The sequence below is a fragment of the Leptolyngbya sp. DQ-M1 genome, assembly GCF_039962505.1.
GTDB lineage: Bacteria > Cyanobacteriota > Cyanobacteriia > Leptolyngbyales > Leptolyngbyaceae > Leptolyngbya.
Genome location: NZ_JAMPLJ010000004.1, coordinates 132,495 through 152,996, shown reverse-complemented (window position 1 = coordinate 152,996; position 20,502 = coordinate 132,495). Strand labels below are relative to the sequence as shown.

19 protein-coding genes and 2 tRNA genes are annotated in these 20,502 nt (G+C 47.8%); 13 read left to right on the top strand and 8 right to left on the bottom strand.

Features of this window, described 5'->3' with window-relative positions:
* The first annotated feature begins 502 nt into the window (after nt 1-502).
* From NC981_RS14025 to NC981_RS14000, 6 genes are all read left to right on the top strand, one after another.
* Nucleotides 503-880 (top strand): DUF423 domain-containing protein, encoded by a 378-nt coding sequence (locus NC981_RS14025; protein WP_348243483.1) that lies wholly within the window; start codon nt 503-505, stop codon nt 878-880.
* A gap of 49 nt (nt 881-929) precedes the next feature.
* The gene (gene egtC, locus NC981_RS14020; RefSeq protein ID WP_190379239.1) at nt 930-1,703 is read left to right on the top strand and encodes an ergothioneine biosynthesis protein EgtC; all 774 of its coding nucleotides are present in this window, start codon (nt 930-932) and stop codon (nt 1,701-1,703) included.
* A complete protein-coding gene (locus tag NC981_RS14015; protein ID WP_348243940.1) occupies nt 1,672-2,781 on the top strand; it encodes an SUMF1/EgtB/PvdO family nonheme iron enzyme in 1,110 nt (369 codons plus the stop codon). The genes egtC and NC981_RS14015 overlap by 32 nt, the downstream gene beginning before the upstream one ends.
* Before the next feature lie 2 nt (nt 2,782-2,783).
* Nucleotides 2,784-3,797: an L-histidine N(alpha)-methyltransferase gene (egtD, locus tag NC981_RS14010; RefSeq protein WP_348243481.1), complete on the top strand. Its 1,014-nt coding sequence runs from the start codon at nt 2,784-2,786 to the stop codon at nt 3,795-3,797.
* A 295-nt stretch (nt 3,798-4,092) separates the two neighbouring features.
* On the top strand, nt 4,093-4,692 hold the full coding sequence (locus NC981_RS14005; protein WP_348243479.1) for a hypothetical protein: 600 nt from the start codon (nt 4,093-4,095) through the stop codon (nt 4,690-4,692).
* 39 nt (nt 4,693-4,731) lie between these two features.
* Nucleotides 4,732-5,643 (top strand): sugar ABC transporter permease, encoded by a 912-nt coding sequence (locus tag NC981_RS14000; RefSeq protein WP_348243939.1) that lies wholly within the window; start codon nt 4,732-4,734, stop codon nt 5,641-5,643.
* Here the strand turns inward: NC981_RS14000 and NC981_RS13995 are convergent, their stop codons facing one another.
* Nucleotides 5,644-6,588 (bottom strand): glycosyltransferase family 2 protein, encoded by a 945-nt coding sequence (locus NC981_RS13995; protein WP_348243477.1) that lies wholly within the window; start codon nt 6,586-6,588, stop codon nt 5,644-5,646.
* A gap of 44 nt (nt 6,589-6,632) precedes the next feature.
* On the opposite strand from NC981_RS13995, the gene NC981_RS13990 reads away from it, so the two are divergent.
* From NC981_RS13990 to NC981_RS13980, 3 genes are all read left to right on the top strand, one after another.
* A complete protein-coding gene (locus tag NC981_RS13990) occupies nt 6,633-7,811 on the top strand; it encodes a glycosyltransferase family 4 protein (protein WP_348243475.1) in 1,179 nt (392 codons plus the stop codon).
* Between the two features lie 59 nt (nt 7,812-7,870).
* Nucleotides 7,871-9,289, top strand: a complete 1,419-nt coding sequence (locus NC981_RS13985; protein ID WP_348243473.1) for a hypothetical protein — start codon at nt 7,871-7,873, stop codon at nt 9,287-9,289.
* 213 nt (nt 9,290-9,502) lie between these two features.
* Entirely contained in the window at nt 9,503-11,188 is a 1,686-nt protein-coding gene (locus NC981_RS13980; protein ID WP_348243471.1) for an iron uptake porin, read from the top strand.
* A gap of 63 nt (nt 11,189-11,251) precedes the next feature.
* On the opposite strand, the gene NC981_RS13975 is transcribed toward NC981_RS13980, so the two are convergent.
* Complete coding sequence (locus tag NC981_RS13975) at nt 11,252-12,592, bottom strand: TldD/PmbA family protein (RefSeq protein ID WP_348243469.1); 1,341 nt, start codon at nt 12,590-12,592, stop codon at nt 11,252-11,254.
* A 329-nt stretch (nt 12,593-12,921) separates the two neighbouring features.
* A complete protein-coding gene (locus tag NC981_RS13970; RefSeq protein ID WP_348243467.1) occupies nt 12,922-14,394 on the bottom strand; it encodes a TldD/PmbA family protein in 1,473 nt (490 codons plus the stop codon).
* Nucleotides 14,395-14,836: 442 nt separating this feature from the next.
* Here NC981_RS13970 and NC981_RS13965 point away from each other — a divergent pair, with 442 nt between their 5' ends.
* The 4 genes from NC981_RS13965 to NC981_RS13950 all read left to right on the top strand — a co-directional run bounded on the left by NC981_RS13965 (nt 14,837) and on the right by NC981_RS13950 (nt 17,484).
* Entirely contained in the window at nt 14,837-16,411 is a 1,575-nt protein-coding gene (locus NC981_RS13965) for an NAD(P)H-hydrate dehydratase (RefSeq protein ID WP_348243465.1), read from the top strand.
* Between the two features lie 57 nt (nt 16,412-16,468).
* Nucleotides 16,469-16,550: transfer RNA gene (locus NC981_RS13960), tRNA-Tyr, on the top strand.
* A gap of 33 nt (nt 16,551-16,583) precedes the next feature.
* Nucleotides 16,584-16,655 (top strand) — tRNA-Thr (locus tag NC981_RS13955).
* Between the two features lie 328 nt (nt 16,656-16,983).
* Nucleotides 16,984-17,484 carry a hypothetical protein gene (locus NC981_RS13950; protein ID WP_348243463.1) on the top strand — a complete coding sequence of 167 codons (501 nt, stop codon included), beginning with the start codon at nt 16,984-16,986 and terminating at the stop codon, nt 17,482-17,484.
* Here NC981_RS13950 and NC981_RS13945 read toward each other — a convergent pair.
* From NC981_RS13945 to NC981_RS13925, 5 genes are all read right to left on the bottom strand, one after another.
* The gene (locus tag NC981_RS13945; protein WP_348243461.1) at nt 17,481-17,675 is read right to left on the bottom strand and encodes a hypothetical protein; all 195 of its coding nucleotides are present in this window, start codon (nt 17,673-17,675) and stop codon (nt 17,481-17,483) included. The two genes, NC981_RS13950 and NC981_RS13945, sit on opposite strands and share 4 nt — an antisense overlap.
* Nucleotides 17,676-17,834: 159 nt before the next feature.
* Nucleotides 17,835-18,287, bottom strand: coding sequence for an ATP-binding protein (locus NC981_RS13940; protein ID WP_190379311.1), 453 nt, complete (start codon nt 18,285-18,287; stop codon nt 17,835-17,837).
* A 287-nt stretch (nt 18,288-18,574) separates the two neighbouring features.
* Nucleotides 18,575-19,180 (bottom strand): DnaJ domain-containing protein, encoded by a 606-nt coding sequence (locus tag NC981_RS13935; protein WP_348243459.1) that lies wholly within the window; start codon nt 19,178-19,180, stop codon nt 18,575-18,577.
* Between the two features lie 75 nt (nt 19,181-19,255).
* Nucleotides 19,256-19,849 (bottom strand): ATP-dependent Clp protease proteolytic subunit, encoded by a 594-nt coding sequence (locus NC981_RS13930; protein WP_068385955.1) that lies wholly within the window; start codon nt 19,847-19,849, stop codon nt 19,256-19,258.
* Between the two features lie 15 nt (nt 19,850-19,864).
* The gene (locus NC981_RS13925; RefSeq protein ID WP_348243457.1) at nt 19,865-20,494 is read right to left on the bottom strand and encodes an ATP-dependent Clp protease proteolytic subunit; all 630 of its coding nucleotides are present in this window, start codon (nt 20,492-20,494) and stop codon (nt 19,865-19,867) included.
* Nucleotides 20,495-20,502 lie beyond the last annotated feature (8 nt).

Below are 20,502 nucleotides of genomic sequence, written 5' to 3'. Positions count from 1 at the left end.
TTCTTCTCTGATGGAAATTAGTTTATAGCTTTTTATAGCCATCTTGATCAAGTTAGGAATAAAACCATGAGAGTAATATCCAATCCATTCGATAAGTTTTTATTTTGATTTAATAACCCGAATTATTGATTAAGCAATTATTCTTATTTGAACCTATTAATGCTAAAAATTGATTGGAACCTATGAACGTTCAGAAATGGCTAGAAGAAAGATATTAAGGAAGTTTCAGCCGCCAAATGATTGTTTTGATCTATTGAAATTGCACTTTTGATTAGATTATGTTTGCTCTATTACACAGGATTAAATTACAAGATCTCTGCCTACGAATTTGCGTTTTGATCGAAGCGAGATCAGTTTCAGTGCAATTTTATTGATTCTTTAGATAGAGCAGAATCAATTTGCTCTTATTCATTTATCTTCATAATTGTTTTATAGCCCGTGCTCGATCGTGAAAGTCAGATCTAAAATCATTGAGTAGAACTAATTAGAAGGATTGATTGTAATGCGATTCTTTTTATCAATCGGAGCGATTTTTGCTGCAATTTCGGTTGCAGGAGGGGCATTTGCAAGTCATGCGTTAAAGGGAAAACTAGACGATCGCGCTTTGACTATTTTTGAAACGGGGGCACGATATCAGATGTACCACGCGATCGCATTAGTTCTAGTTGCATTATTTATTAGCAGAACTGAATTTGCAGATCCGCTTTTAACTGCTTCAGGAATCGCGTTTATTGTAGGAATTGTGCTTTTCTCTGGCAGTTTGTACGCGCTGTCGCTCTCTGGCGTGAAGTGGTTAGGAGCGGTGGCTCCATTAGGCGGAACAGCGTTTATCGTCGGTTGGGTATGTTTGGCGATCTCAGCTTGGAGACTGAAACTATAAGCAAAAGATTTATGTCACCATTTAGACAGTTCGCCCACGAAATTTATATATGTGTCGATTGCTAGGTTATTTGGGACAGCCTGTTTTACTCGATCGCTTAGTTTCTCAATCGGATCATTCTCTGGTCGTGCAGAGCTATCAACCGAAGGAAATGACGGCGGGCTTAATGAATGCTGACGGCTTTGGGGTCGGTTGGTATCGGGAAACTGAAGCGTTTATGTATCGCAATACCTTACCGATTTGGAATGATATGAACTTGCAAAGTTTAAGTCGGTATGTCGAATCGGGCTGTGTGTTGGCAAATGTTCGGAGCGCAACGGCTGGACTTGCGACGGATTTGAGTAACTGTCAGCCATTTCAGTACGATTCGATCTTAGGGCTTCACAACGGATTTATTCAGGATTTTCGCAAAACGCTGTATCGTCCCCTGCGCGATCGTCTTAGCGACGTTGCCTATGAATTAATCCAAGGACTGACGGATTCAGAGCATCTTTTTGCAACCGTGATTAATGAGCTAGAAACGAGCGCGAATTTAACTGAGGCGTTGCATCGTACTTTGAAGGTGCTGACTGAACTGGGTGAAAAACATCAAGTTCCTTTCTCGGCAAACCTAATCCTGAGTGATGGCAATCAGTTGGTTGCATCTCGTTATGCTCAGGGAGTTCCGACTCCCACGCTTTATTATCTGGTGAACGACCCGAATTTTCCGCAGTCGGTTCTCGTTGCATCTGAGCCTCTATTTGAGGGAAATTGGAAAGCATTAAGCGATCGCTGTTTGTTAACTATAGATGATGATTTCGAGCCAAACATTACTTCTATCTGAGTTGCAACACTCGATGCAGCAGTGTCGATCGAGAACGTTAGCGCTCATTGAATCGATTGATTACAACACTTTTTGCACGCAGGCACATCCGGACTTCAGCCCAGTTGGGTGGCATCTGGGACATATTGCTTACACCGAAGCCCTGTGGATCTTGCAGCGATGTGCAGGTTATCCGCCGTTGCTGCCTGAATATCATCGACTGTTTGCTCAGGATGGATTGCCGAAAAGCGATCGAGTTCGATTACCTGAAATTAATACGGTCGTTGAATATTTAGCGACGGTGAGAGCAAAAGTGTTTGATTATTTGGCGATCGCGCCTGTGGATCAGCAGGAACGATTGTGGAAATGGTTATTGCAACATGAGTGTCAACACGCGGAAACGATGGCGATCGTGCTTGCGCTGATCGGACAGGCTGCGGTTGGAGATGCAGGAAGCCCCCTAAATCCCCCACGGGTGGGAGATTTTGAATCAGAGCGCATGATTTTAATTCCGGGGGGTTCTTTTATTCAGGGGAATGAGACGATCGAGGCACAAGATAATGAGCGACCCCAGCACGAAGTCTATTTAGAGGCATATTGGATCGATCGACAGCCAGTGACTTGTGCGGAATACCGATCGTTTATTGAAGCGGGCGGATATCAGGATCGGGAGTGGTGGACAGCAGAAGGATGGGAATGGGTTCAGAAAAGCGGAATCGATCGTCCGTTGTATTGGAGTGCAGACAATATTCCAGTTTGCGGTGTGAGTTGGTATGAAGCGGACGCTTACGCAAAATTTGTGGGAAAACGACTGCCAACCGAAGCCGAATGGGAAAAAGCGGCTGCATTTCAGAATATGCTAGGTGAGGTTTGGCAGTGGACATCGACCTGGTTTGATGGATATTCGGGCTTTGAGAGCTATCCGTATCCGGGATATTCTCAAACCTATTTTGATCGAGCGCATCGCGTACTCAAAGGCGGAAGTTGGGCAACTTTCCCGTGGGCAATGCGAAACAGCTTCCGAAACTGGTATTATCCGCAGGTTCGAGAGATTTTTTCAGGGTTTCGCTGTGTTTGTTCGGCTGGTGTAAGGAGTTAGTTGTGCCGCAGAATTTTAGTGCGTTGGATCGCGTTCACCTCGTTTATCTCGTCGATCGCTCCCTTCCTTCTGAAGATGAGCTACATCCGGGAAGTGATGTTATACGCGGATTGAGTCAAGCACCAAAAACCTTACCGCCGCGCTATTTTTATGACGATCGCGGCTCTCAACTATTTGAGCAAATTACCGAACTGCCAGAATATTATCTAACTCGAACTGAAACAGAAATTCTCAAAGCTTGTGCGCCCGAAATTGTTCAAATCACCGGAGCCTGCGAACTGATTGAACTCGGTAGCGGCAATTCAACCAAAACGCGAATTTTGCTGGATGCCTATCGATCGGCGGATCATCCTTTGGTGTATTGTCCGATCGACATTAGCGCTGGAATTCTTGAAAGTAGCGCTCAAAGCTTGCTGTCGGACTACCCAACCCTTGAAGTTTATGGGCTAGTCGGAACCTATGAACAGGCACTGGAAAAGCTTCCGCAAACTCATCTTCAAAGTCGAATGATCGGGTTTATCGGCAGCACATTAGGAAATTTGAATCCGCAGGAATGCGATATTTTTCTTGATCAAATTGCAAGTGCGCTGAAGCCGAAAGAATATTTTCTACTCGGAATTGATTTACATAAATCCACTGCCCGATTAGAAGCAGCGTATAACGATCGCCAAGGCGTAACCGCAGAATTTAACTTGAATATGCTGCGTCATTTAAATCAGCGATTTCAGGGCGATTTTGATTTAACGCAGTTTCAGCACGTCGCGATTTATAACGAAGCTGAGCGACAAATTGAGATGCACTTACGGAGTTTGCGATCGCAAACCGTTCGCCTGAACACATTAGATTTAACGGTCGAATTTTCAGCCGGGGAGACGATTTTAAGCGAGATTTCGCGCAAATTTGATCTCGATGAAATGAAACAGCTTTTAAGCGCAAAAAAATTAGACTGGGTTCGCGTCTGGACAGATTCCGAGCAAGCCTTTGCCGTTCTGCTGTGTCAACGAATTCTGGGTTAGAACGTCGAGATCGATCGCGCACTAGGGCATTCTAGGCTTCAGTAAAAGCGACTCAAAACGGGGCAGCTTCAATCTTTAAATAGATTAGAAATTGCCCTTTTCCGGAAAAATCTATATAAACTGATATGGACAAGTCAGAAAATCTGAACTTGAATAAGTATGGAATCACCAATAAGATTCAGAAATCCTGGCTTGAGTCACAATAAACTAGAGACTACAAACTAGAGACTATAAACTAGAGACCGTTGGGAAACCGCAATCCGTGTTACAGCCAGCATGAGAAGGTGAAGGGGAGATGAGTGAAACGACATCATTTTTAGGAGGCGCAGCACTTGCAGGACTGGCGGCTGTTGTTTTGCTGAAAGGAGGAGTCGGCAACAGTTCGCCTACGATCCCGTCTCAACCCTTGCCGAACTATAACTATTCTGTGCCGCCTGCTGTTCCTACTGCACCTCCTTCTCCGATCGCCACAACGAGCGCTGATTTTGATAAACAAAAAGCAGAGATTGAGCAGTTGAGAGCGATCGTCGAGCAACAGCGGATTCAAACCGAGCAGTTCAAAACGCAACTGCAAAGCCAGCAAGCTCTGATTGAAACGCTGAATACTCAAAACAAAGTTGCCGTACCCGCGCCACAAAGGACTGCAAATCCAACAAACGAAAATAATTCTGTTCTCTCGAATCTTCTCTGGATGCTGGGCGGGGTGATTTTAACCTTTGGCGGCGGGATTGCTTTGGTTGGAATGTTTGTGTTATTCGCAAAGCAGCAGCGCCCTTCGCGAACGATCGAAGTGATTCACGATGAGTATCCGGGCTATTTGTCGAACCGTCGTCGAACGCAAGTGCTGCCTGCGCGGCGATCGATCCGACGAGTTGAAGCAGAGGAAATCGATTAGCGGTAGAGTGTGAGTTGGCTTTTTGCAACTCCACTCCTGATGATTAAGACACTCCGAATCAGTTGGTCTCCGATTCAGCGGCGTTTAACGCCTTATCTGTTTTTGTTGCCAGCGTTGATCGTGTTGGGGATTACGGTTTTCTATCCGGCACTGCAAGCGTTTTATTTCAGTTTTACGCGCTACGACTTGATCACAGAACCGCAGTGGATCGGGTGGGCAAATTTTAAGCGGTTGAGTACTGATCCGGTGTTTTGGCAGACGTTACGCAATACGATTTTGTATTTGGTCTGCGTGGTTCCGGTTCTGGCGATCGCACCTCTGGCTTTAGCGATTCTGGTCAATCAGAAGATTCGAGGAATTCGCTGGTTTCGAGTAGCGTACTATACGCCTGTGATCATTTCGATGGTGGTGGCGGGAATTGCTTGGAAGTGGTTGTACTCGGATAACGGATTGTTGAATCAGTTTTTACGAGCGATCGGTTTTGGAGGCGTGCCCTGGTTAACTGATCCAAATTGGGCGCTGTTTAGCGTGATGGCGGTGACGATTTGGAAAGGGTTGGGCTACTACATGGTGATTTATCTGGCAGGATTGCAGTCGATTCCGGCGGAATTATACGAAGCAGCAGAGATCGAGGGTTCAGACGGCATTCGCAAGCACTGGGATATTACTCTGCCGTTGATGCAGCCTTATTTGTTGTTAGTTGCGGTGATTTCTGCAATTTCTGCAACGAAAGTGTTTGAAGAAATATTCATCATGACGCAAGGCGGCCCGTTGAATAGTTCTAAAACCATCGTGTTTTACGTGTATGAGCAGGCGTTCACAAAACTAGAAATTAGCTATGCCTGTACAATCGGGCTTGTGATGTTTTTGATGATTTTAGTTTTGTCGATCGTGCGGTTAGCGGTGCAGCGTTCTACTGATGCGGAAAGCTTAAACGAAACAAAGCTATAGTCAAGCTTTAACTTTCCGAATCCTTTGAAGCAGAGTTTGTCTCAAGGATTTGGGCACCAGCGAAAGTGCTAATCCAGCATAAGCTTTTGGAACTGAAGCAGATTTGCCAAATTGCACTAATTCCCGCCCGCGCTTCGTTTCGCCCATTTCGATCAATCTCAGTCCAAGCAACAATTGCGTTTCGGCTAAGCGCGATCGCCGGATCTGCTCTAATTCTGATGTGAACTGAAAATTCTCTAAATAACGCAGCTTGTCTTTGAGATAAGGAATGGCACGATCGATGCCTTGCTGCTCTGGGTGCACCCGATATTCCATTAAGCGTTGTGGCAAGTAATAACCCTGCTTTCCGTCAAGTGCTAATCGCACAAATAAATCATTATCTTCGCAGTTTTGAATATTTGGGCGCATATAATCTACATCTTGTAATGCTTGCATTCTAAAAAGCGTTGCACCAACTTGAAAGCTCTGCTTCACAAATACGATTTCCAGAAGCGATCGCGGAATTCCTTCGGTCAATTCAGTTCTGCCCCATTTTTGCGAATTTCTATCCGTTTGTTCAAGGTCGCGCTGATTGTCGGAATTAATAATCCAGTGATCCGTTCCAACAAAGTCGATCGCTGAATTTTGATCAAGAATTTCACTCGTTTTTTCTAAAAACTTTGGGATGAGGCGATCATCGTCATCGAATTTAATAAAATACTTCCCACTCGCGACTTCATAGCCCGATCGCATATTGTTGCTTTTGCCCACGTTGCGAGGATGTCGCACATATCGAACTCGCGGATCAGTGTAGCGCTGCATGATTTCTGGAGTTCCATCTTGAGAGCCGTCATCGCAGACGATCAACTCCCAATCCAAAATCGTTTGCGCGAAAACACTCTCGATCGCATAAGGCAGAAAGTGAGCGCGATTATACGTAGGAATGCAAACGCTAATTTTGGGCATACCGATATGAGGTTAGTTTCTCTCAATATCGACACGATCGCCCCATGAATATCCTCATGTTGTCCACAACTTTCCCGTATCCCCCAACCAAAGGCGGGACGCAGGTTCGTACATTCCATTTGCTGAAGTATCTCAATCAAGCACATCACGTTACGCTTCTGACCCAGCGAAGCGAGGATGTTAGCGATGCAGAAGTTGAAGCACTACGGGAATTTACGGGGAAATTAGTTGTATTTGAGAAACCGATTCCTCGATCGAATAAAGTGCAACGATTTGCAGAGTTTTTGATCGAAGGAACACCGCCGAGTGTGCGATCGAACTATTCACCCCAGATGCAAGCTTGGATTGATCAGCACATCGATCAGTTTGACGTGATTACTTGTGAACATAGCGTTAACGAAATCTATCTCCGTCCCACATTTCAACAGAAAAAGATTGTGAACGTGCATAGCTCAGTGTATGGATCTTGCAAGAATCAATTACAGACTGGAACTTCTGAGAATCAACTGCGCGATCACATTAATCTACCGCTCCTGAAACGCTACGAGAAACGCTATTGTCGAAAATTTACCAACGTTGTGGTGACAACTGACGACGATCGTACCCAACTCCAACGCTTTAATCCAAATGCCGATTTCACCGTGATTCCGAATGGAGTCGATTTCACGGCTTTTCCTTACCGCACCACTGATCCGGGTGGTCATCATCTGGTTTTCATTGGTGCAATGGATAATTTAGCGAATATTGATGCTGCAAAGTTTTTAAGTCTGGAAATCTTACCGCAGCTTCAATTGATTTATCCTGATGTTACGTTGTCGATCGTTGGCGCACGTCCAACCGCAGAAATTCAAAAACTGAGTGAGCGCAAAAATATCATCGTTACCGGACGAGTTGAATCGATCGCAGATTACCTACACCAAGCAACAGTCTGTGTAATTCCAATGCGAACCGGATACGGAATTAAAAACAAAACACTTGAGGCAATGGCAGCCGGAACACCGATTGTATCGAGCGATCGAGGACTTGAAGGAGTACAATTCAACCGACCCATTCGGGCACTGCAAGCAAATACAGTGAGCGAATATGTTGCAGCAATTTCACGATTGTTTGGTGATCCAGCGTTACGATCGCAACTGTCCCAAAATGCACGATCGTTAATCGAAACCGAATACACTTGGGAACGCGCAGGACGGCAATATTTACAAGTCTTAGAGAGAAATTAGCTCGAAAACTCAAAAACGCATATACCATTCAAAGAAAGGGCAGTGTTTCAAATCGCGTTATGAAAGTGCAATTGCCAAAAATCGGTGCAATTCCCTGGAAATCAGTCGGATCGAGTGTGGTAATCGTGAGCGCAGCAGGTTTGGTTGCTTCTAGCATTTGGCTAAGTTTGCAATTCATCAAAGACCCGCGATCGGTCGCCTGGATGAATCAATACCTGCCCAAAAACGCCAAAATCCCGATTAGCGCTTGGGACGATCCAAAAACGCTCCGAGAAATCCAAGCAGACCTAAGAAAAGCTGGCTTATTTGCAGGAGAGCCAATCCGCGTTGAAACGGCAATCAAAGCCAAATCAAACCAAACCGATTTGCTCATCCCGATCTATCGTCCTGATAAAAATGGCGGAGACGATCGCTTAACCGAACTCCGGGCTTATCAATTGGTGTTCAATCCAACCCCAAACAAACCCGAAGCCCTTCAGTTCGTCAATCAAATCGCAGTGCGGGAGCTACAGGAGGATTTTGTCACCGAACCTCTCATTCGCGCCCATGTGATCGATTCCGGTGTCGATCGATCTGTCCCGTTCACCACAGTTCAACGATTTGAAGACCGCGCTCCGCGTAACGGGGCATGGCTCACCCTGAGCGGCAAACTCCAGCAGGGGGACAAATTGATCGCTTACGGTCAGGTGGTTTACTACAATCCCATCACGACTGCGATGAGCGTGATGCTGTCTTGGACAAGTTCAACGGGCGAGTTTCCAACCTGGCAAGCGGCTTCAAAAGGTCGTCCGGCTGAGTTTGTAGTCAATCAAACTGTCGGACTAGAGCCAGATTTTCAGGTGTATCAATTGCGATCGGTGCAGCGAAAAAACATTCCGTTTCAGCTTCAGCCGATTTCACTCAGCCAGAGCGGACTGCGGCAAGAGAATGGAGCCTTTGTCGATGCGTTGTTCCTTGCCCGCAGTGGGTTATGGTCACCAGCACTTGAGTATATGCAGTCTGTCAAGCAGCAAGTTGGCAAAAACTGGACGATGACGGCTCAAGCTCAAATGGATCTCGTCGAGCGTCATGCCAAAGTGACCAAAGCACAAGCTGATCAGCCTTGGGCAAGTCCAGGACAGCAAGTGTTAGCCAACCTAATTGATGGACGCTGGGAACGCGCTGCCCAGTTTGTGCAGAACCCTGCAACCGATCGTGCTGAAATCCTGGATACGCTCAAATTGGATTCAGATCGAGTTCAGAAGCGTATTGATGCAGTGCTAAACCTAAATCCTGCTCGATCGGACGTGCAGCTTTGGGCAGCACTCCGACTCGCCGCACAACATGGCAAACCAAACGCGATCGCGTGGCTCAAGAAACAACCCCAAGATTCGAGCCTGCGTCGTGCCCAAGCACTGAAGCTACTGAATGATTTAGACTCGATGACGTTCGGAGCCACTACGCCTGCACCAACAACGATTTCCCAAGGCAGGAATTAACGATACTACTTTTCAAAAATGACAGGCTTCAAGTTTTACAGCCTGTCGTTGTAACAGTCTGAGTCCCTTCCCCAGAAAAAGAAAATCTTAAATTCAGAGAAAATCGCTCGCGATTTAGTTGAGAATAAGACCTATTATCAAAAAGACCGCCCTTTTCGGTATTGCTAGTTTGCAACACGATTCATGATTCACTGGTGTAAGGATAGATAGGTCATGACAAAGCTTTTGATTCATTCCCTGGTTTTAGCAGCAGGATTGGGACTTGCTTCTAACGCCACCGCATCTGAAATTAGCGTAGATTCAGAAATTAAGGTAAATTCAGCAAATCCAGCTGTTGCAGAACTGAGCAACGAGGAGCCTTTAGCGCAGGTGACATCGGTTTCGCAGCTTTCCGATGTCCGCCCGACAGATTGGGCATTTCAGGCGCTACAGTCTCTAGTTGAGCGCTATGGCTGTATCGCGGGTTATCCCGATCGTACCTTCCGAGGCAATCGTGCCACCACTCGATATGAATTTGCAGCCGGATTGAATGCCTGCCTCAATCGCATTAATGAACTGATCGCCGCTTCCACCGCAGATTTAGTCAAAAAAGAAGACCTCGCCACGCTGCAAAAACTGCAAGAACAATTTGCCGCAGAACTCGCAACCCTGCGGGGTCGGGTCGATTCGCTGGAAGCTCGCACGACTACGCTGGAAAAACAACAATTTTCAACCACCACAAAGCTCAATGCCGAAGTCGTTTTAGGTATCACCGGAGCCGCCGCAGGACGCGATTTTATTCGACGTGAGTTTGATCCTGTGACCGGAACCAGTACCGAAGTGCTCGATCGCGTCTCCCGCAATACGATCGTCGGCAATCGTATCCGCTTGAACTTCGACACCAGCTTCACCGGACGCGACAACTTGAGAACCCGTCTGCAAGCGGCAAACCTTTCTGCGCTTCCTGCCAGCGTGAGTGGCGACCAACTGACCACCGAAGGGGCGTTGAGATTTGCAGGGGGTGATAATAATGAAGTGGTGATCGATGCTTTGAACTATACGTTTCCGATCGGAGAAAACACGACCGTTGTGGTCGAAGCGAATGCAGGTGCGATCGATGACTTTACCGATACATTGAATCCTTATCTTGATGGAGATGGTGGTTCAGGCGCATTGTCGCACTTCGGCACACGCAACTCGATTTACTATCTAGGCAACGGTACCGCCGGAACCGGCCTCGGACTGCGCCATAAGTTCGGCGATGCTCTAGAACTGAGTTTAGGCTATCTCTCAGGTGAGCCAAATTCTCCCGCAGCCGGAGACGGCTTATTTAACGGTTCTTACGGTGCGCTGGCTCAACTCACCTTCCGTCCGACTGAACGACTGGGAATCGGTTTGACTTACATTCACGCTTACAACGTCGATTTTGCAGGAAACGGCTCGGTAGGTAGCACTCGTGCAAATTTCCGCTCTCTCGGTGACACAGGCTTCTTAGCCAACAATGTGCCTACTTCGGCGAATGCTTACGGCATCTCGGCAACCTTCCAACTTGCGCCGCAGCTTGTACTTAATGGTGCAGTCGGCTACACGAATGCTCAATCGTTACAGCCTGGACAGCGGGGCACATTGGACATCTGGAACTGGTCAGTCGGCTTAGCGGTTCCTGACTTTCTCAAAAAAGGCAGCGTTGCCGGGGTGATTGTGGGGATGGAACCGAAAGTTACCGGAGCGCGGGGAACATTCGGATCTGCGGTGGGGCGCGATCGCAGCACCTCACTCCATGTTGAAGGCTTCTATCAATATCAACTCAATGACAACATTGCGATTACACCCGGAATTATTTGGCTAACGGCTCCGAATCATGACGATCGCAACGATGACATTGTGATTGGAACAATCCGAACCACTTTCACGTTCTAAGGTGCAAAAAAACGATCGGAGGATTGATAAGCTCCGATCGTTTTTGATCAGTTCAATGGTTCGCTATTCTCCAGTAACGGATAGTTCGTCTACCCAAACTCTCGGAGCAACCCCTGAGCCTGTAAATTCCGTCTCTTTCTCGACATAGATAATCGACTTCAGCACTTCCCGAATGTCACCTGCAACGGTAGCAGATTCAATGCTGGTACGCTTTCCATTCTGAATCAGCCAACCATCAAACGGCAGCGAGAACGAACCTTGCAGCGCTTGAACTCCCGCGTGAAGCGCACTCAGATCATCAATCAGAATTAGATTGTCTGCATTCTCTAAGCTATATTCCTGTGCTGCGGGTTCACCCGCATAGACATGAAAGAAATGCGGACTGACTGTAACCTTTGCGCCCATGTTTGCGTGTCCAGTGGGCTGTGCATTCATCCGTTTTGCTGTGCCCGCACTATGTAGGAAGTTCGACAACACGCCATTTTTGATCAATGGAATGGCGCGAGTCGGAGTTCCTTCACCATCAAATGCTTCTGCACCGATGTTTTCAGGATGCAGGGCATTATCATCTAAGCACAGGAGCGGAGAGGCGATCGTTGTTCCCAAAGATTCAACAGTAGAGAGACTTTGGTTATCTAAGATGCTCTGAGCATTAAACAAGTTAGAAAACGCACCAATCAAGCTCAAGAAGGCTTCTGGTGAAAATACGATGCGATATTTGCCTGTTTTTACTTTGTCATAGTTCAAATGACTGATTGTTTTCTCTGCTGCTTCTTTCAAACAGCCTTCAACATCCAGCTTTTCGATTCCAGGGCTGACGCGAAAAGCGCCTGCACTCCGAGGTTTTCTGCCTTCTTCTTCGGTTTTGGTGTAGAGATACATTGACGCATAAGAATGCGCTTCATGCCGTAATGCACCTTGACTGTTGAGATAGAAGCGATCGATATCCCGCTGCGCCAAACCATTGTAGGGAACACCGACGATCGCAGGATGCGCCGATAGTAGTTCTTTCTCTGCGTGAATCAATGTTTCTAACAATTGCGACACCGGAGCTTGCGGCAGATGCTCACTGTTCACATCCGCTGTTTTCGCCGTTGCTTCAGGACTAAAATCCGGTGCATTGTCTTTCACGCCAAAGTAACTGGCTTCTTTAGCCGTCTTCAAAGCAAGCTCTAAGCCGATCGAATCAACATCGGTTGTCGAAGTTATACCTACACTGTGTTCTTCGTTCCACACGCGCACCGTTACGCCCGATCGCTGTGAAGCCTTCATTTGCTGCGGCTCACCTTGATCGACCTGCACGCTGGTTTCATCGATCGATGAACCATAGATATCAAACTTATCAATTCCGAGTTTCTTTGCAGCTTCTTGTGCTGCGGCTGCAATGTCTTGAACCTTTGCCATTTGTTTAACGCCTATTGTGCAGAAGTGAATTTCTTTAATTACTTCGGGTTTGCTTCCTAAATCCCCAATCAGGAACTTTGAACAAAATGCTTTAACCTCCTGAGAAGCACCCCTAATACCAGATTGATTTGTGGATGCGACAGATTCTCGCCCCCTAAATCCCCCAGAATGGGGGACTTTGAGTATGATCTGTCGCATTCTATGTTTAATTCGGTATAAGCTTTAACGCCAAGCATGCTCCTACAGTCGATCAATTCCTTTATCTCAAAGTCCCCCACTGGTGGGGGATTTAGGGGGCAACAACCCACCCAAAACGAAGCAATTTGCCCTTATCGACCACCCACGGTGATCGAATCGACCTTCAGGTGCGGCTGTCCAACGGTGACATAAACGCTACCGCTCACCGAACCACAGAACCCTGCCGCCAAGCCTAGATCCTTAGAACACATGGAAATCTTATTCATGATGTCCACTGCTTCTCCGATCAGCGTTGCACCTTTGAGCGGTTTGGTCACTTTGCCGTTTTCGATCAAATACGCTTCATCAACTGCAAAGTTGAACTGGCCGGTAGGCCCAACACTACCGCCACCCATTTTCTTGCAGTAGATTCCTTTCTCGATCGACGCAAACAAGTCATCGATCTCATACTCTCCCGGTGCAATGTAGGTGTTCCGCATCCGACTGGCTGCTGCGAAAGTGTATCCTTGACGGCGACCGCTGCCAGTTCTTGGATGCCCAGTTCTCACCGAACCTGCACGATCGGAAATAAAGTTCTTCAAAATGCCATTCTCAATCAGCAACGTGCGCTGAGCGGGCATTCCTTCATCATCCATGTCGATCGTTCCAAACGCATCCGATGTAATGCCTTCATCCCAAGCAGTGAGATTTTCGTGTGCGATCTTCTCGCCTTTCTTCTCAGCAAACGGAGTCGTCTTGCGTTCGATCTGCGTCGTTTCGAGCAAGTGCCCACACGCTTCATGGAAAATCACGCCGCCGAATTCGTTTGCCATGATGATCGGATAGTTGCCCGACTCCACATAATCCGCATACAGCATCTTCGCGGCAGAATCTGCTACTTCTTCCGCATCGTTCGCGTAATTCCAATTTCTGAGAAAATCTGGCTCACTGGTGCTACCGACACGCTTATTGATCGACGATCGATTCGTTCCCTCGGCGCACAGCAAGCTATATCCAACCGACTGCGTTAAACGAATGTCCCGCGCAAACGTGCCATCGCTCGCAGCAACTAACACTTCTTGCCAATCGCGGAAATACACAGCGCGGCGCGATTGAACGTGATTTGCTTTCTGCAAGAGCGATCCGTTTGCCGCAAGCAGCACATCGCCCATTTCCCGCATCGAACTCGACTGACCGAGCCACGCTTCTTTGCCCTTCTTCGTCGCGTAATCGCGCAGCAGTTCGAGATGAATTTCTGGAATAAACGAATTCGGAGACGGCAAGTGCAACCCCATGATCGACAAGCCCTTCTCTAATGCTGCTTTCAGACCGTTAAACGACAAGTCATTCGTCGAAACGTAACAGTCTGCTTTGCCACGAAACACCCGCACCCCTGCACCCGTTGCCAATCGAGGCGAAATGCTGGTAATCGCGTCGTCTTCTGCCATACAGCTAATGTAGTTGACGCGCTCTAAGAAAAATTCGATAAAGTCTGCCCCGGCTGCCCGTCCAAGTCCAAGCAAAATCGACAACGGTGCTTCCCACGTTTCATCGAAGCGATCGGGAGCATAGGTATAGTTCAAGCTGGGTAGCTCTTTGGAGATCAAAAGAGTCGGTGATTGCATTAAGCAAGCCTCGTGCGTATTCGGGGTGGTTTTCGTTTATTGTAGCGAAGCCGTTCCGTTTCCGGGATCTCTGCGCTTTGGGGGGAGACCGTACTCTGTAGGGGCGATCGCGAACAGAAGGGTCACGTATGGAGTGTCGAGTTCACAGGATCTTTAGAAAGATTTCACTGATTTTGTCTGACAAGTCAGTAAATCTGCTGAAGGACTAACTGGTTCTCTAAAAATCATGGAGGCATTCCATGCGTGATCTTCTCGCTCTGACCAGCCTAGCCTGTTGGCTTATCCTCATGATTTGGGTCTATCGCAATTCGCCCGAATGGTTTTTTGTCCCCTTTTTCTTCGTGGCAACCCTTCTGTACCTCCGTCTATTGGAACCCGGAAAAAGCTCGTAGAGTTGGCGTTTGCTTGATAGCCTGAAAGTGCTGTGATTGGAATTGAGGTTGTGAATTCTCCACGCACGAAGTTAGACACCAGGCTAGAACAAATCCACCGCACGATCGTCACGGCTGCACAAATGAGATCGATCGAGCAGCGCCTATTTGATGCGGGAATGCCCGTTACCGCACTGATGGAAAAGGTTGCTGGAAGGCTGAGCGATCGCATTGTCAGCCTGTATCCTTCTGCTTGCAAAGTTGGAGTTCTCGTCGGGTCAGGGCATAACGGCGGAGATGCCTTAGTGGTGGCGCGAGAACTTCACTTTCGAGGGTATGACGTGCGATTGTGCTGTCCCTTCTCTCGCTGCAAAGAGCTAACCACCAGTCACCTGCAGTACGCAAAAAGTTTAGGCATTCCTTGTGACGCAGAAATCGACAGTTTGCGATCGTCTGACTTTTTAATTGATGGCTTATTTGGCTTTGGGCTAACCCAATCGCTCGAAGCCCCGATTTCTACAATGGTTGATTCTGTCAATGAATGGAATTTACCGATCGTCAGCATTGATCTGCCATCAGGACTGCACACCGATACAGGTCGCCCCCTTAGAGCCGCAATCCGAGCCACTCATACGCTCTGTCTCGGCTTATGGAAACTCGGCTTACTGCAAGATCATGCCTTGGAGTTTGTCGGTCAAGCTGAATTAATTGATTTTGATATTCCCCTAACTGACATCGCTGCGGTGTTAGGCGATCCGCCCCAAATTCAACGAGTTACCTCAGCCTGGGCAATGTCCGCCTTACCGCTTCATCGTCCCGCCTCAACTCATAAATATAAGATGGGGCATTTGCTACTAATCTGCGGCTCTCGTCGATATGCAGGTGGAGCGCTACTAACTGGACTCGGCGCACGATCGAGCGGCGTGGGAATGCTGTCGATCGCCGTTCCCGAATCGCTCAAACCGACCCTTTCCGCTCAACTGCCCGAAGCCTTAATCATTGGTTGTCCTGAAACTAAATCCGGCGCGATCGCCGAGCTTTCACAAATCGATTTGAGCGCCTTTGATGCGATCGCTTGCGGCCCCGGATTAACGCTCGATGCCGCTGCGATCGTCGGTCAGGTTTTAGCGTCCGATCGCGCAGTCGTGCTCGATGCCGATGGATTAAATGCTTTAGCGCAATTTGGAACCGTTCCGACTTTTCAAAAGCGCCAAGCTGCAACGATTCTTACACCGCATCTCGGCGAGTTTAACCGCTTATTTCCGGATCTTGCGGTTGAATGTCGAGTGACTGCGGTTCAGCAAGCGGCAAAATCAACAGGTGCAATCGTACTGCTTAAGGGAGCAAGAATTGCGATCGCATCTCCCGAAGCGCAAACAAGAATTAACCCAAAGAGTACCCCAGCGCTTGCCCGTGGCGGTAGCGGCGATGTCTTGACCGGACTACTCGGCGGACTCCTGGCACAAAATCTTGCAGATCAGCCTCCAATTCCGCTGCTCGGTCTGACTCAGACTGCTGCCTGGTGGCATGCTGAAGCAGGCATTCTCGCGGCTCAAAACCGCACAGAGCTTGGAGTTGATGCCCATACGTTGACTCAATTTCTGATTCCAGCCCTAGTAAGTCAACAACAAAAAACATTTTTTTAATTCGAGATTCGCTCTTGCTCACAATCCTGTGCTACTATATATAACTGTGAATGGCAAGGGTCGATGCCCGAGTGGTTAATGGGGGCGGACTGTAAATCCGCTGGCTACGCCTACGCTGGTTCAAATCCAGCTCGGCCCATATTCACAAGTGCGATGGTTTTCATCGCCTTCCGCCCGTGTGGCTCAGTGGTAGAGCACACCCTTGGTAAGGGTGAGGTCACGAGTTCAATCCTCGTCACGGGCTTTCGCAGAAACCTCTCAATGAGAGGTTTCTGTCGTTTTTGCATTAACTTCTGATAGTGTCCTACTCTCAGCAAAGGACAATTTTGGGGACTTATGATTTTGGGGACTTCTTGAGAAGTTTAGACCCAACGTTGGTAGAGAACTGGTAGACGACAATTAGACGAATAAAAGCGCAGCGCAATCCTGAATAAGAGCGCGACCACTGGTGGACAGGAATGGGACAACTGCTGCGCTCTTGAACTATTTTTATCTCATTTTGTCACGGTTGCTCATCGCACTTGTCGATGGCAATCGTTATCCTGAGACAGTGGCTATCTTGCTTCTTGCCCATGAGCAAACCGCGTTTTTACCAATCTTCTAGCCTCAGACGCACGTGGAGGTTGGTCAATTTGATTCTACTAACGATCGGCTTTGTAATCCCAGTCGTTCAGGATCAAGAGTTCGGCATGATCAACTACTTGCACATTCTATTTGTGCTGGTGCTATTCCTACCCGGTGTGATTTTTCAAGCGATCGCGATCCCCGGAAAGCTACCAGGACTTCTCCTTTACGCGGGAGGCTTGGTTAGTCTCGTTAGTCTTTTGGTCTATCTGCTTTTGGGGATCATGACATTCGGCTTGCAGAGTTCATCCGTGCTGAAAGAAAGCCGAAGAAGAAACCTGCAATCCTTGCTGCTCATCACCCTAAGTGGAATTGGAGTCTTTGCCATATTGTTTCTTTGGCAGGAACATCTGGCTCATGGGGCCGCGATCATGGTTGTGGGTCTCATTTCCTGCTGGATACTAGAGTGGCTCGAACTCCAATCAGCAAAACTAAGACAAAAGCGCTAGGAGTCCGATCGCGCCTGCAAGAATTCTGACTCCAATTTGAGGGCACAAAATGCACCAGTCACAGGTTTTGGAGCTTGAAGATTGGGGATCACTGGGGGAGACGCGATCGCCGATGCGATCGGATGCACCAACAGCGTGATCAAACAAGAACAACTTGCTAACAAAAATAACTCTAATCGCTTGGTCTTCATTCTTCTGACTATTCGCACAATGGGCAATCTGCTCTGCCACGATAACAAAATTTCGCCAGAATGATGCGCTTGTGTTGCAAATCTGGTAACGAGCGAGACCGTTCAAATTAAGGCGTGAGTCGTTCTTCTACCTAAGCTTGACTTAGGGAAAGACTGGTACTAAACTACTAATGGCGATCGGTGAGCATTCCGAACTTGCTTACATAGCCTCAGTTCTGTCCCTTCACGATTCCACTCAACCTGATCAAACACTTGATACAGAATGTACAAACCTCGTCCAGATTCGCCTTCATGCTGAGGAAGGTGTTCTTCTGCCTCTTCTACACAGCAGCATTCAGGCGCTTCAAATCCAGATCCCTGATCTGAGATAATCCACCAGTATTCGTCAGCAACCATTGAAAACTGGATCAGGACTTTTTTGCAGGGATCAAGGCAATTTCCATGCTTTGCGGCGTTGACGAGAGCTTCCTGCAATCCCAGCCTCACCTCAGCTTTCCAGCGGGCGGGAACTTTTGACAGCAGAAGATCAAGAATTGGAAGAAGATACAGCGTTGAAGGAAAGCTGACCGTATTCCAATTGCGTCCAACCGGACGAGGAGACATCGCAATCACTCGGAGAACTCCGTTGCTTTCAAATGGATCAACACATAGATCATTTAGCAATTGCACGTAGGAAAACTGGGTTGCTTCTAGAGAAATCAGCTTGGTACTGATTGAAGAACCTTAGAGTTTTTATCCTGCTTTACCGTCAATCCTGTACCTAAAAGAGTTAAGCAACCTTGTTATAAATTCGCAAATTTATTGAGGCTTTGCAGAAGCGAAACGCGCTCTGTAGGCCTATGTCTTCATCCTATACCAAAATACGAGGGCTGAGACACGAATTTTTACTCATCTTTCTGTCATCGTCGCCGATAAACTCTTTCTTCTAATCGTCGAAAATCCTGGTCAATTTCCGCCCAAAGCCGCCGATTGTGGGGATCAGTGCGGAGAGCCTTTTTCAGGTAAAGCCGCGCTTTTTCATAGTTGCGCTCCTGAATGAGATGTTGTGCCCAGCGGTGATAAGTAATCGCTTGCCATTGGCGTACATCGGGGTGATCTGGGAAGCGCTGGGCAAGTCCTTCCACTAGCGCGATCGCCCGTGGGAATTTCTTCAGCTTGAAGAAATCCTGCAATTGCTCGTAGGAGGTTTGTAGCAATTGGCGATCAATCAGGGAAAGTTCGGGTGCGGTTTGGGGATGAGTTACTTTAATGGTCACTTTAGGGGGTTCTGCCGATTGGGGTTCTGCCGATGGTGCTTCAGTAGGGTCGGGCGGCTTCTCAGCGATGATCCCCAATAAAAACTGGTACGCCTCGGTGATGCGAATGAAGCGTTCTTTGGCGCGATCGTCCTCCGGATTCATGTCCGGGTGTAATTGCCGCGCTAGTTTACGGTAGGCAGCTTTGATGTCTTCGTGAGTTGCTCCCGTCCTTAGCCCTAACAGTCGGTAAGAATCAGCAATATTCATAGATACAAAAAAAAGGGCAGAACTTATTGCATTCTGCCACTTCTTTATCAAATTGGTGTAGCGTGTGTTTGACGATTAGACCGTTTCGATGACGCGATCGATCAGTCCGTATTCTTTCGCTTCTGCGGCGGACATAAAGTAATCGCGATCGGTGTCTTTTTCGATCTTCTCAAGCGGTTGTCCGGTGCGGTCTGACAGCATTCCATTCAACTGGTGCCGCATCCGAATAATTTCTCTAGCTTCGATCTCGATGTCGGTCGCTTGTTGTCGTCCGGTTCCACCCAAGGGTTGGTGAATCATGATTCGAGAGTGCGGCAGTGCAACACGCTTTCCTTTGCTGCCAGCGGCGAGAAGAAAGGCTCCCATTGAAGCGGCAAGCCCGACACAGATTGTGATCACTTCGGATTTAATGTGCTGCATCGTGTCGTAGATTGCCATTCCTGCGGTGACTGATCCCCCAGGAGAATTGATATATAACTGGATCGGTTTGGTCGGATCTTCGGAATCGAGATAGAGCATGATTGCCACGATCTGATTCGCGATATTGTCATCGACATCTTGGCTTAAGAAGATAATCCGCTCTAAGCTTAAGCGCTGATAAATATCGATCCATTGCTCGTATGAGCTACCCGGTAAGCGATACGGGACTTTTGGAGTTCCAATTGGCATAAGACAATCTCTTGATTAAACGAGGGCGGGCAATTGTTTGGGTAACTCTTTAGTGCTGGTGAGAATCCGATCGATCAGTCCATAATCTTTTGCTTCCTGAGCGGTGAGATAGAAGCGTCGATCGAGATCTTTGCTGAGTTTTTCGACAGTGTGACCAGTGTTGAGCGACAAAATTTGCAGGAAGGTTGCACGATCGGCAAGTACCTTTTGGGCATCGACTTGAATATCGGTTGCTTGTCCTCGCGATCGTCCATACTGCGGAGATAAAACAATCTCTGCATTCGGTAAGCTCAGGCGCGATCCCTTTGTACCGGATGACAGCAGCAACACTGCACTACTCGCTGCCATGCCCATACAAATCGTATGCACCGGCGCTTTGATGTACTGCATTGTGTCGTAGATCGCCATGCTTGCCGCTAACGAGGACACACCGCCACCGATCCGCTCACCATACGAATTGATGTACAGATAAATAGGCTTGGTTGCGTCTTCTGAATGGAGATACAACAGTAGCGCAACAATGCTATTCGCAGTATTGTCATCAATCTCGCCATCGAGAAAGATAATCCGCTCGAATGCCATGCGGGTGTAGATATCGACCCACTGCACATATTGGCTACCGGGAAGACGGTAAGGAACTTGCATAAGGCTCA

What these genes read in the sequence shown, in the direction of transcription:
- NC981_RS14025 (WP_348243483.1), top strand. Translation starts at nt 503, where the DNA reads ATGCGATTCTTTTTATCAATCGGAGCGATTTTTGCTGCAATTTCGGTT.
- egtC (WP_190379239.1), top strand. Translation starts at nt 930, where the DNA reads ATGTGTCGATTGCTAGGTTATTTGGGACAGCCTGTTTTACTCGATCGC.
- NC981_RS14015 (WP_348243940.1), top strand. Translation starts at nt 1,672, where the DNA reads ATGATTTCGAGCCAAACATTACTTCTATCTGAGTTGCAACACTCGATG.
- NC981_RS14005 (WP_348243479.1), top strand. Translation starts at nt 4,093, where the DNA reads ATGAGTGAAACGACATCATTTTTAGGAGGCGCAGCACTTGCAGGACTG.
- NC981_RS14000 (WP_348243939.1), top strand. Translation starts at nt 4,732, where the DNA reads ATGATTAAGACACTCCGAATCAGTTGGTCTCCGATTCAGCGGCGTTTA.
- NC981_RS13995 (WP_348243477.1), bottom strand. Translation starts at nt 6,588, where the DNA reads ATGCCCAAAATTAGCGTTTGCATTCCTACGTATAATCGCGCTCACTTT.
- NC981_RS13990 (WP_348243475.1), top strand. Translation starts at nt 6,633, where the DNA reads ATGAATATCCTCATGTTGTCCACAACTTTCCCGTATCCCCCAACCAAA.
- NC981_RS13985 (WP_348243473.1), top strand. Translation starts at nt 7,871, where the DNA reads ATGAAAGTGCAATTGCCAAAAATCGGTGCAATTCCCTGGAAATCAGTC.
- NC981_RS13980 (WP_348243471.1), top strand. Translation starts at nt 9,503, where the DNA reads ATGACAAAGCTTTTGATTCATTCCCTGGTTTTAGCAGCAGGATTGGGA.
- NC981_RS13975 (WP_348243469.1), bottom strand. Translation starts at nt 12,592, where the DNA reads ATGGCAAAGGTTCAAGACATTGCAGCCGCAGCACAAGAAGCTGCAAAG.
- NC981_RS13970 (WP_348243467.1), bottom strand. Translation starts at nt 14,394, where the DNA reads ATGCAATCACCGACTCTTTTGATCTCCAAAGAGCTACCCAGCTTGAAC.
- NC981_RS13950 (WP_348243463.1), top strand. Translation starts at nt 16,984, where the DNA reads ATGAGCAAACCGCGTTTTTACCAATCTTCTAGCCTCAGACGCACGTGG.
- NC981_RS13945 (WP_348243461.1), bottom strand. Translation starts at nt 17,675, where the DNA reads ATGAAGACCAAGCGATTAGAGTTATTTTTGTTAGCAAGTTGTTCTTGT.
- NC981_RS13935 (WP_348243459.1), bottom strand. Translation starts at nt 19,180, where the DNA reads ATGAATATTGCTGATTCTTACCGACTGTTAGGGCTAAGGACGGGAGCA.
- NC981_RS13930 (WP_068385955.1), bottom strand. Translation starts at nt 19,849, where the DNA reads ATGCCAATTGGAACTCCAAAAGTCCCGTATCGCTTACCGGGTAGCTCA.
- NC981_RS13925 (WP_348243457.1), bottom strand. Translation starts at nt 20,494, where the DNA reads ATGCAAGTTCCTTACCGTCTTCCCGGTAGCCAATATGTGCAGTGGGTC.